The organism is Alkalinema sp. FACHB-956 (assembly GCF_014697025.1).
In the GTDB taxonomy this organism is placed as follows: Bacteria; Cyanobacteriota; Cyanobacteriia; order Leptolyngbyales; family Leptolyngbyaceae; genus Alkalinema.
In genome coordinates, this window is the sequence record NZ_JACJRC010000059.1 from 1 (window position 1) to 11,937 (window position 11,937).

Sequence of the window (11,937 nt, forward strand, 5' to 3'; positions counted from 1 at the left end):
ACGCAAGTGGGTCGCAGTGAAGAGTCCCAGGCGACTGTTTACCAAAAACACAGGTCTCCGCTAAGTCGCAAGACGATGTATGGGGGCTGACGCCTGCCCAGTGCCGGAAGGTTAAGGAAGTCGGTCAGGCGCAAGCTGAAGCTGGCGACCGAAGCCCCGGTGAACGGCGGCCGTAACTATAACGGTCCTAAGGTAGCGAAATTCCTTGTCGGGTAAGTTCCGACCCGCACGAAAGGCGTAACGATCTGGGAGCTGTCTCGGAGAGAGGCTCGGCGAAATAGGATTGTCTGTGAAGATACGGACTACCTGCACCTGGACAGAAAGACCCTATGAAGCTTTACTGTAGCTTGGTATTGGGTTCGGGCTTTGCTTGCGCAGAATAGGTGGGAGGCTATGAGACATTCCTTGTGGGGAATGTGGAGCCAACGGTGAGATACCACTCTGGTGAAGCTAGAATTCTAACCCTTGCCCGTTATCCGGGAAGGGAACAGTATCAGGTGGGCAGTTTGACTGGGGCGGTCGCCTCCTAAATGGTAACGGAGGCGCGCAAAGGTTCTCTCAGGCTGGTTGGAAATCAGCCGTTGAGTGTAAAGGCATAAGAGAGCTTGACTGTGAGACGTACATGTCAAACAGGGACGAAAGTCGGCCTTAGTGATCCGACGGCACTGAGTGGAAGGGCCGTCGCTAAACGGATAAAAGTTACTCTAGGGATAACAGGCTGATCTCCCCCAAGAGTTCACATCGACGGGGAGGTTTGGCACCTCGATGTCGGCTCATCGCAACCTGGGGCGGTAGTACGTCCCAAGGGTTGGGCTGTTCGCCCATTAAAGCGGTACGTGAGCTGGGTTCAGAACGTCGTGAGACAGTTCGGTCCATATCCGGTGCAGGCGTAGGAGTATTGAGAGGAGCCTTCCTTAGTACGAGAGGACCGGGAAGGACGCACCGCTGGTGTACCTGTTATCGTGCCAACGGTAAACGCAGGGTAGCCATGTGCGGAGTGGATAACCGCTGAAAGCATCTAAGTGGGAAGCCCACCTCAAGATGAGTACTCCCATGGGGTTAACCCAGTAAGGTCTCGGGTAGACCACCCGTTGATAGGCTGTAGATGGAAGTCCAGTAATGGATGCAGTCGAGCAGTACTAATAGACCGAGGGCTTGACCTCTACTAATTATGTGTCAATACTTAACTCTTCATTTTCTCTATGCAGCCTTCTGGGCTCTGTGAAAGACCACAGACCCAAAAAGTTTCCTGGTGTCTATGGCGGTGTGGACCCACGCTCATCCCATCCCGAACTGAGTGGTGAAACGCACCTGCGGTGACGATAGTTGGTTGGTAGCAACCCGCCAAAATAACTCGACGCCAGGGTTCTATTTAAAGCAAAGCCTCAAGTCATCTAGACTTGAGGCTTTGTTGTTGGAACGATCGCTGCTACTAGTTCTGTGTGGTCGTTTTTCTTGGTATTTTTTGTGATGTAGTGTGGCGGGTTGTTTTTTAACGTGCCTAATAACAATGCCTATTATTGCTTTTGTGAACCAAAAGGGAGGGTGTGCTAAGTCCACTACGAGTGTTCACTTGGCTTATTGGTTGACGTATAAAAAAAAGAAGAATGTTTTGGTGATCGATGCGGATGCTCAACGATCGTCGTCGGTGTGGCTGGCCAGTTTGGAGGCCGATATCCCATTTGAGGTTTTGCAGACTCCGGATGATCTCTTGGAACAGATTCCGCTGTTGGCAGCGCGATATGAATATTTGGTGGTGGATGCTCCGGCGGGGTTAGCGGAGGCTTGTCGGGCTATTTTGTTTCGGGCGGATTTGGCGATCGTGCCTTGTCAACCGACGGGGATTGATTTGAAGTCGGCCAGTGATGCTGTGAGAATTATTCGGCAGGCGCAATCTGTGCGAGGGGGCGCACCCGCTGCGGCTATTTTTCTGAGTCGGGCTGTGCGGGGAACACGCCTCCTGGATGAGGCGATCGCGCTGCTGACGAAGACCAACATCCCAGTTCTGAAAACAGTTATTCATCAAAAGCAGGTGATTGCAGACACTTTCGGCCAAAGTAAAGTAGTGTGGAACTTACTAGGAAAATCGGCTACGGAGTCTGCAAACGAGTTCGATCGACTGTTCAAAGAGATTATGAGGATGCTGAAATGACGGGAAAAACTCGACGGACATTGAATGATTCTTTGGCGAAAGAGTTCGTTTTTGAGGCGAAAGAATCAACTAAAACAGCAACGCAGAAGACAAAAGCAACAACAACACGAACAGCTAAGGCTAAGCGCACTACCTCAACAAAAAGTGCAAATACTGAGAGCTTTGATTTGCTTGATACACAACTGACAAAACGTAAGGAAGGAACCGTTCGCATCACTGTTGATTTGACTGAGTCTATGCATCGAAAGCTGTCGATTTTTGCTGCCAAGACAGGGCAGAAAAAGGCAGAAATTATTAGAGATTTATTGGGTAAAGTAATTCATCAAGTGGAGTAGATTATTTTAACTGCTTTACTGGAATACTGCAAAACTGCATTTATACTGATCTAAGTATTGCAGTACTTTAGTACAGATGTGTTGGCATTACCGAGATGGAACTTTTTGGGTTTCTAAAGCTAGTGTTGTGTAGAGTGAGTCGCTAGCTTTAGGGCGTAGACGATCGTGGGTTTTCTCGGCATGAGTTTTTGAGTATTCAATTTGCGGCTGACTGGCCCTTAATTTTTTTGACCAGCATAGACTTCGTAGCCCCTTCAGCTTTACTATCTAAGGTTGGAATGAGATTTTAGTGTGCAAAGTTCTTTTGCTCACTTTGTTTTCTGTCAGAACCCCTGAAGTGCCCCTTTGGAAGACGACTTGAGGATCCTCAAGGTGCTCCAACTGGGTTAAGTCGTCTCCATGGATATATCGGTGAACCACGGCGCGCAATCGTTTCAGCTTGCGTTTGGTTATCGAGGTTCTGCCTGATGATGCTGAGGACTTTGCAACAGCCTCGGCCTGCCTTTCTGAATTGCCTACCCATGCTGTAGCAGGAGAAGCCTAGACGAAACACCCTAACAAATCAAAAACCTCGCAGATAGCCATCAACGAGGTTTCCACACTATTTAATTGTAGTTCTGAAGACGAGCTTGCCACTCAACTTCAGGAATAAGACTTAGCGGTCTTAACAAAAACCAGATAAGAATTGACTGCCAATCAGTTCTTATCGAATCAAACAACAAAGGAAACAAAAGGAGGTAACTAACGAAACAAAAAACGAAAGGTCTTCTGCTTACTTAATACCCACAAAAAAGGAGGTAATTAACGAAACAAAAAACGAAAGAGTCTTTTGCTTAATACCTAAAAAAGAAAGGAGGTAAACAACAAAAAAACTAAAGAGTCTTTTCGCTGAATCCAACAAACAACAACAACAACAAAAAGGAGGTAACAGACCAAACAAAAAACGAAGTTTTTGCTATCGTTCGAACCTACTAATCTCTCCAATAAGAAAGAAGTCTTTTTTCTTACAATCTAAATCCATTCCAAACAAAAGGAAGGTTTTAGTTTAATTGCTCAACCTATCTAAAAGGAAGCAAAGAAAGAGACCCACTTATTGAGTTGTTTTTGTCTACTTCAACAGTTTTAGTTTGATTGCTTAACCCCTTCAAAAGGAAGCTAAGAAAAAGAACTATCTGTTGACTTCTTGAAAACAAAAAATGAGATTTTTGCTTTCTACTCAGATGGAACTCAGTGCGTGACATTTAACCACTTACCTCTGCTCCCAAAAACAACCTACGCAAAAGGAGATTTTTCTATGACCTGGCCCGTAAAGCAACTAACTCTACTAGACAGTTCCAGAGCCCCTGGTATGCAAGCGTTTTTTCTGAGTGCCAGAGAAGAAAACAACGTAAATAGTCAATGCAAGTCAATGCAAGCTAATACAGTTGAGTCAACGCTGGAAGAACAACACTATCAATGCATTCAATCATTAATTAAAAATCTGACAAAACAGATGAAAGATTTAGCGAACAATTGCAGGTCAATTAGAAAATTGAGTCCTGTTTTTGTAAGCCAAAAGCTAACACCTAAGAGCCAGAAATTAGCGATCGGCACGATCGAGTCGTTCAACCCATATTATGAGGCATTTTCGGCCACTGACAACCCCTTCCCAGCCGCTTTTTTGCCGTCCAACCTGTCCCGAGGCGATCCATCCAGCTACTTTTTGCCGCCCAGCTGCCCGACCTCTCCTCAATGGGCGCTATTTCCTACAAGCCTTATTCCTCAAGGATTTTCGAGCATCTCACCCACAGTCTAGGAAATCTACTACCATGCTCCAACCATCGGTTAAAGTCCCCTTTCTTGAACTCAAAATTCACCCAGAAAACCAATTCCGCCAGGAATTTATTGAGGGTTCAGCGATCGATCCAAAACTGTTTGAATCGACCATTGAAATCGTTAATGATTTAGTTACAAACCTCGCGGGAGATGTGGCAACTCCCATTCACGATGCCCTCAACTGGCGCTACACCCGATTCGGTCTGAATGCCACCCCCAATCAATGGGCCGCTTTGTTTCTCAATGAGGATGGTTCCTGTTGGCAAGTCAAACTTTCTACACCGAGAAAAAATTTAAAAAAGGGAACTTTTCAGAAGTATGAAACCCCTGTAGGACAAGGGGCACAGGCATTTTTTCCGAAGATTCCAAAGGCCCTTTGGCAACCGATTTCCGATCGTTATCAAGTCCCCTTACCCGCAGAAAATCAGTCATTCTGGGACTGGATCCGACACAATCCAGAAATCCCGATCGTCATAACCGAGGGCGGCAAAAAAGCCCTCTCTCTGCTGAGCCAAGGCTACGTGGGGATCGCGCTCTACGGCGTTAATGGCGGCTATCGCACCACAGAGACGATCGGCGGCGAAAAACTGCCGCTGCTGCATCCCATCCTGATTCCAGACCTCATCCCTTTCATGGAATCCGATCGGCCTGTCATTCTAGCCTTTGACCAAGATGCAAACGGATCCACAAGAAGCAAAGTCCAAAAAGCCCTGAGCAAGTTTGGACTTCTCTTGGAAAAACAGGGCTGTCGGGTCAAGGTTGCACAGTGGGATAGCCAAGCAGGGCTTTGCAAGGGCGTGGACGACTTACTGGTTCAGGCTGGAACTGCTGCCTGGGAAATGGCCTACGACCATGCGATCGAGCTACAACACTGGTTGCTGCAAAACCGCCTAGAGCGAGAGTTTACCCGCCAGCCCAATCAGATCGTTCAAACCGCTCAACTCTCCACACTATTCAACCCAGCAACACCCGGCTCTATTGGATCCATCAACAACTGTCTGCCGCAGGAAGGGATTGTGGTTTTGCGCAGCCCTAAAGGCACCGAAAAAACAAAGCTGCTGGCACTGGCCACCCGTCACACCAACCAAGTCATTACACTCACCCATTTGATTTCCCTCGGTCGCAACCTCGCCGATCGCCTGGATGGAACCTTCCGGAATGACCTGGACTTTGGCGGTGGCTACGTTTTCGACAAGAGCACGGCCCAGGTGGCTAATATTAATCGACTAACAGCCTGTGTCGCAGGCTTGGGCTGGTTTGCCCAGCGGATTGAACAGTACATGGGCTGCGACCTCGTTCTAGACGAAGCCGTCCAGGTCGCTCGTACCTTATTAACAAGTTCAACGTGCAATACAGACGGTGGGCGGCCCGCACTTTTAGCCATTTTTGAGCAACTGGTTCGCAACGCTAACCGAGTACTCTGCGCCGATGCGGACTTTGACGATGCAACCATTGAATGGATCGAGTCGATTCGTAACGAAAAAGCTTGGATCCTCGTTAATCACTATCGTCCGACCCCCTACCCCACGAAAATCATCGACAGCCGCGATCGTAGTGCCGCGATCGCTGACATCGTTGCTACAGGAAAAACCCTAGAGAAAGGAACCGCCCTTTGGGTCGCCACAGACTCCAAAGGCTTAGCAAAAACGCTGAAAGAACTCTTAGAAGCAAATCTGGGTTCTGGATCCGTCATTGCCATTCACTCCGAATCCGTCGGTGGTAGCGTCGAACGCGCGCTTCTGCGGGACCCTAACGGTCAAATTCCAACCCTAGTCGCCCAGGGAGTCAAAGTGTTTATCGGCTCTCCCAGCATCAGTACTGGCGTGTCGATCGAAGTCCAAGACATCTTTAAAGTCGTCTATGGTCTCTTCACGGGCGTCAGCCTGCTCGATACCGACATGCTGCAACAACTCAGCCGGATTCGGCAACCAGTGGAGCGACGCATCTGGTGCGTTGAAAAAGGCTTACGTTACGCCAAAATCTCCAAGGCATTGACGGCCAGTCAGTTTAAGCGGGACTTAAAACAACGCACCTCTGCCACGGTCTTGATTGCCCGATCGAGCCTGTCCCCGGCTGCCCTGGAACAAATGGAAGCCTACAACTGGGAGAGTAATCCCCACCTCACCTTATATGCAAACTTTGGTGCGACCCAAAACCGCGCTATGGTGAACTTGAGATCTCAACTAGTCACTCGACTGAAGATGGCAGGGCATTCGATCGAAATTATCCAGCCTCCCCCTAACTCGGAAATGCGCAACCTCATGACTGAGCTGCGCGCCGCTGTCAAACAGCGTGATGCCGAAGCAATTTGGAAAGCGGCATCCCTTACCTATGCCGAAAAATTGGCTCTGGACGAAAAACAAAAAACTGGAGAAGCCCTCTCTCCAGAAGAACGTTTAGCCATTCAACGCTTCCAAATCTGCGAGTTCTACGTTATCCCTCCAGAAGAGCTAACCCTGGAAGACGTACTGAACGATCGCAACGGACGAGCCCAGATCGAACTTCGTCGCCTGGAAGAATTTCTGCACCCCGAACTTGCGACCAGCACTACGACCCACAGCATCGAAACCCAAGTCCAGCAGGGAGCCCCATTTACCCCTTGGGATTTCTCCAACGCTGAAACCCGAAACCTCGTGTTCCACAACCTTGGACTCTCAGATTTCATCCATAACGCGATCGCCGGTGGTAAATGGTACATGTCCGACCTGGAACCGATCGCCCAAAAACTCCTGCAATACCGCAAAGACCTAGAAATCTACCTGGGCTACCGCGTCAGCACCAAAATCTCGATCACGCAGCTGGTGCATCAGCTCTGTACCCAAATTGGCATTACCTTTACCCGGCATCGCCAGCGGAAAGACAAGAAGGTTCTCTCCTTCTACACACTGAATCAAACTGACTTCGATCGGAAAATGGCTATCCTTTCACGCCGACAAGCCGATCGTGAAAAGGACTCCCAGCCAAACTCAGCAACAGAACAGTTCCCGATCCATCAAGGGGGTATACAGGAATTTTTACCCCCTCCTGGATCAGCATCCAACGTGGATGAAAAGCCCATAGACTCTAGGGAAGTACCAGCAACAGATTTAGAACAAAACAGTATTGAGACATTAGCCAGTAAATCCGAAGTCTTCGAAGGTGCTGACCTAGATAGTACAAGTACTAGTATCTCAACCTAGCCATTAAAATTTGAGGTTTTCATCTCACAACTATAAAAAAATCTCTCATCTTTGACAGAAAGAGCACCTGACAGTCTCGCCGTTTTGAGAACTGTCCAAATTTTGCTGCGCACAATTAGATAGAGGGACCAGTAATGTCCTCTCTATGGATTTGGCTTAGCCCAGTTCTCATCAGGTCGCCTCATCAGCTCTTCGATCTGCTTTAACAAGCCTCTCCCGCACACACCCAAGACCTGACAACATAATTTCGAACCTATTGGCTATCCCCAATAAGCTTGCAGGGCAAGTATTTCAGTCACACTTGCAACTTCCGGAATATTTAGAAATAAAAATGCTTGACAGAATTTGAAAAATCGAGCTATCTTAATAAAGCGCAGTGAGGCGGAGCGCTGAAGCGAGCTGACCGAGCTGTGTTCAGAACCAGGACAGAAAAATAAGTTTGGAAGCCAGTATAGCACTATAAACCTGTCAAGGAAATAGTGAATCTTCGTAGGATCAGTAGTCTTTGTGAGACTCTCTCTACGATAGATTTCAACCGGATGAAGAATCCAGGTTATGGTTCGAATTACTTCTGAGTTGACCTTGTGTTAACTCATTAATATGGAGAGTTTGATCCTGGCTCAGGATGAACGCTGGCGGTATGCTTAACACATGCAAGTCGAACGGACTCTTCGGAGTTAGTGGCGGACGGGTGAGTAACGCGTGAGAATCTGCCTTTTGGTCGGGGATAACAGTTGGAAACGACTGCTAATACCGGATGTGCCTACGGGTGAAAGATTTATTGCCAAAAGATGAGCTCGCGTCTGATTAGCTAGTAGGTGAGGTAATGGCTCACCTAGGCGACGATCAGTAACTGGTCTGAGAGGATGACCAGTCACACTGGGACTGAGACACGGCCCAGACTCCTACGGGAGGCAGCAGTGGGGAATTTTCCGCAATGGGCGAAAGCCTGACGGAGCAATACCGCGTGAGGGAGGAAGGCTTTTGGGTTGTAAACCTCTTTTATTAGGGAAGAAGATCTGACGGTACCTAATGAATCAGCATCGGCTAACTTCGTGCCAGCAGCCGCGGTAATACGAGGGATGCAAGCGTTATCCGGAATTATTGGGCGTAAAGCGTCCGCAGGTGGTTTTACAAGTCTGCTGTCAAAGCGTGGAGCTTAACTCCATAACGGCGGTGGAAACTGTAAGACTAGAGGTCAGTAGGGGTCACGGGAATTCCCAGTGTAGCGGTGAAATGCGTAGATATTGGGAAGAACACCAGCGGCGAAAGCGCGTGACTGGGCTGATTCTGACACTCATGGACGAAAGCTAGGGGAGCGAAAGGGATTAGATACCCCTGTAGTCCTAGCCGTAAACGATGACAACTAGGTGTTGCGCGTATCGACCCGCGCGGTGCCGTAGCCAACGCGTTAAGTTGTCCGCCTGGGGAGTACGCACGCAAGTGTGAAACTCAAAGGAATTGACGGGGGCCCGCACAAGCGGTGGAGTATGTGGTTTAATTCGATGCAACGCGAAGAACCTTACCAGGGCTTGACATGTCGCGAACCCCGCTGAAAGGTGGGGGTGCCTTCGGGAGCGCGAACACAGGTGGTGCATGGCTGTCGTCAGCTCGTGTCGTGAGATGTTGGGTTAAGTCCCGCAACGAGCGCAACCCACGTTCTTAGTTGCCAGCATTCAGTTGGGCACTCTGGGAAGACTGCCGGTGACAAACCGGAGGAAGGTGTGGATGACGTCAAGTCAGCATGCCCCTTACGCCCTGGGCTACACACGTACTACAATGCTACGGACAAAGAGCAGCCAGCCAGCGATGGTGCGCTAATCTCATAAACCGTGGCTCAGTTCAGATTGCAGGCTGCAACTCGCCTGCATGAAGGCGGAATCGCTAGTAATCGCAGGTCAGCATACTGCGGTGAATACGTTCCCGGGCCTTGTACACACCGCCCGTCACACCATGGGAGTTGGCCACGCCCGAAGTCGTTACTCTAACCGTTCGCGGAGGAGGGCGCCTAAGGCAGGGCTGATGACTGGGGTGAAGTCGTAACAAGGTAGCCGTACCGGAAGGTGTGGCTGGATCACCTCCTTTTAGGGAGACCTTACCCCTTCTTTTTGAAAGTCCTAGGACATTAAAGTAAAAAAGGAGCAGGTCATCTCAAGGTCGGTCAGGAATATAGTGTTGGTTTCCAAACTGTCTGGTCTGGTTATTCAACCAGCATGGGCTATTAGCTCAGGTGGTTAGAGCGCACCCCTGATAAGGGTGAGGTCCCTGGTTCGAGTCCAGGATGGCCCACCTTACAATCTGTATATTTAAAAAAGCAGATTGTTATGTAAGGGGGTTTAGCTCAGTTGGTAGAGCGCCTGCTTTGCAAGCAGGATGTCAGCGGTTCGAGTCCGCTAACCTCCACTGAGTGATTTAGTCACTCTAAAAGTGTTAACAATTTAGCAACTTCGTTGTTGACAGATCTAATCTGTTTAGCAATCAGTCTGCTGGATTTGTTATCCAGTCAGAACCTAGAAAACTGCATAGAGAAAGAGTCAGGTAGAAAGAATTACTTTATGCGATCAGCACGAGTAATTCCTTCATAGACACCAATGATTAGTAATTGTGGTCAAGCTACAAAGGGCTAATGGTGGATACCTAGGCACACAGCGGCGATGAAGGACGCGGTTACCGGCGATATGCCACGGGGAGTTGGAAGCAAGCTTTGATCCGTGGGTTTCCGAATGGGGCAACCCTTAATACTACTGCCTGAATCCATAGGGCAGAAAGAGCTAACCCAGCGAATTGAAACATCTTAGTAGCTGGAGGAAAAGAAAACAAACGTGATTCCCTTAGTAGCGGCGAGCGAAGGGGGAACAGCCTAAACCAGAGAGCATGCTTTCTGGGGTCGTGGGACAGCGACATGGACTCTAGCGGCTAGACGAAGCACTTGAAAGGTGCACCAGAGAAGGTGAAAGTCCTGTAGTCGAAAGCTTAAAGATACTAGCTGCATCCCGAGTAGCCTGGAGCACGTGGAATTCCGGGTGAATCAGCGAGGACCACCTCGTAAGGCTAAATACGTCTGTGTGACCGATAGTGAACCAGTACCGCGAGGGAAAGGTGAAAAGAACCCCGGGAGGGGAGTGAAATAGAACATGAAACCATTAGCTTACAAGCAATCGGAGCCCGATTAGAACGGGTGACGGTGTGCCTGTTGAAGAATGAGCCGGCGACTTATAGGCACTGGCAGATTAAGACGGGAATGTCGAAGTCAAAGCGAAAGCGAGTCTGAATAGGGCGTTAGTCAGTGTTTATAGACCCGAACCCCGGTGATCTAACCATGGCCAGGATGAAGCTTGGGTAACACCACGTGGAGGTCCGAACCGACCGATGTTGAAAAATCGGCGGATGAGCTGTGGTTAGGGGTGAAATGCCAATCGAACCGGGAGCTAGCTGGTTCTCCCCGAAATGTGTTTAGGCGCAGCGGTAATGATTATAGCGAGGGGGTAAAGCACTGATTCGGTGCGGGCTGGGAGACCGGTACCAAATCGAGTCAAACTCTGAATACCTCGTGCACACATTGCCAGTGAGACGGTGGGGGATAAGCTTCATCGTCAAGAGGGAAACAGCCCAGACCACCAGCTAAGGTCCCCAAATCACGGTTCAGTGATAAAGGAGGTGGGAATGCAGAGACAACCAGGAGGTTTGCCTAGAAGCAGCCATCCTTAAAAGAGTGCGTAATAGCTCACTGGTCAAGCGTTCCTGCGCCGAAAATGAACGGGGCTAAACCGTGTACCGAAGCTGTGGGATTTGTCTATCGATAAATCGGTAGGGGAGCGTTCTGTTGTAGTGTGAAGCCGTAGCGGCAAGCAGCGGTGGACGAAGCAGAAGTGAGAATGTCGGCTTGAGTAGCGCAAACATTGGTGAGAATCCAATGCCCTGAAATCCTAAGGGTTCCTCCGGAAGGCTCGTCCGCGGAGGGTTAGTCGGGTCCTAAGGCGAGGCGGAAACGCGTAGTCGATGGATAACTGGTTAATATTCCAGTACTCGATTTTGGATTGTGCAGAGGGACGGAGTAGGCTAACGCATCCGGATGTTGGTTACCGGTTCAAGCGTTCGAGGCTTTGAGGAACGGCGAAAACGTTCCGAGCTGAGACGTGAGTACGAGGCACTACGGTGCCGAAGTGTGTGATGTCAGGCTTCCAAGAAAAGCTCTAAACACGTTAATCCAAAGTCACCCGTACCCTAAACCGACACAGGTGGGATGGTTGAGAATACTAAAGGGCGCGAGATAACTCTCTCTAAGGAACTCGGCAAAATGGCCCCGTAACTTCGGGAGAAGGGGTGCCCACGCAAGTGGGTCGCAGTGAAGAGTCCCAGGCGACTGTTTACCAAAAACACAGGTCTCCGCTAAGTCGCAAGACGATGTATGGGGGCTGACGCCTGCCCAGTGCCGGAAGGTTAAGGAAGTCGGTCA

General features: G+C 49.3%; 4 protein-coding genes, 2 tRNA genes and 4 rRNA genes. All 10 read left to right on the plus strand.

Annotated features, from left to right (window positions below):
* Positions 1 to 1,163 (plus strand): 23S ribosomal RNA (locus tag H6G21_RS25270); the annotation flags it as partial.
* An 85-nt stretch (positions 1,164 to 1,248) separates the two neighbouring features.
* Positions 1,249 to 1,366: ribosomal RNA gene (gene rrf, locus H6G21_RS25275) — 5S ribosomal RNA — on the plus strand.
* Between the two features lie 144 nt (positions 1,367 to 1,510).
* Positions 1,511 to 2,152: an AAA family ATPase gene (locus tag H6G21_RS25280; protein WP_190577416.1), complete on the plus strand. Its 642-nt coding sequence runs from the start codon at positions 1,511 to 1,513 to the stop codon at positions 2,150 to 2,152.
* Positions 2,149 to 2,487 (plus strand): CopG family transcriptional regulator, encoded by a 339-nt coding sequence (locus H6G21_RS25285; RefSeq protein WP_190577423.1) that lies wholly within the window; start codon positions 2,149 to 2,151, stop codon positions 2,485 to 2,487. Before H6G21_RS25280 ends, H6G21_RS25285 begins: the two co-directional genes overlap by 4 nt.
* Positions 2,488 to 3,781: 1,294 nt before the next feature.
* Positions 3,782 to 4,282 (plus strand): hypothetical protein, encoded by a 501-nt coding sequence (locus H6G21_RS25290; RefSeq protein WP_190577417.1) that lies wholly within the window; start codon positions 3,782 to 3,784, stop codon positions 4,280 to 4,282.
* 13 nt (positions 4,283 to 4,295) lie between these two features.
* Complete coding sequence (locus H6G21_RS25295; RefSeq protein WP_190577420.1) at positions 4,296 to 7,481, plus strand: plasmid replication protein, CyRepA1 family; 3,186 nt, start codon at positions 4,296 to 4,298, stop codon at positions 7,479 to 7,481.
* 597 nt (positions 7,482 to 8,078) lie between these two features.
* Positions 8,079 to 9,566 (plus strand): 16S ribosomal RNA (locus tag H6G21_RS25300).
* Between the two features lie 130 nt (positions 9,567 to 9,696).
* Positions 9,697 to 9,770: transfer RNA gene (locus H6G21_RS25305), tRNA-Ile, on the plus strand.
* A gap of 41 nt (positions 9,771 to 9,811) precedes the next feature.
* Positions 9,812 to 9,884: transfer RNA gene (locus H6G21_RS25310), tRNA-Ala, on the plus strand.
* Between the two features lie 203 nt (positions 9,885 to 10,087).
* Positions 10,088 to 11,937 (plus strand): 23S ribosomal RNA (locus H6G21_RS25315); the annotation flags it as partial.

Bases quoted from the DNA above. Each gene is read 5' to 3' on its own strand.
- H6G21_RS25280 (WP_190577416.1), top strand. From the start codon at position 1,511: ATGCCTATTATTGCTTTTGTGAACCAAAAGGGAGGGTGTGCTAAGTCC.
- H6G21_RS25285 (WP_190577423.1), top strand. From the start codon at position 2,149: ATGACGGGAAAAACTCGACGGACATTGAATGATTCTTTGGCGAAAGAG.
- H6G21_RS25290 (WP_190577417.1), top strand. From the start codon at position 3,782: ATGACCTGGCCCGTAAAGCAACTAACTCTACTAGACAGTTCCAGAGCC.
- H6G21_RS25295 (WP_190577420.1), top strand. From the start codon at position 4,296: ATGCTCCAACCATCGGTTAAAGTCCCCTTTCTTGAACTCAAAATTCAC.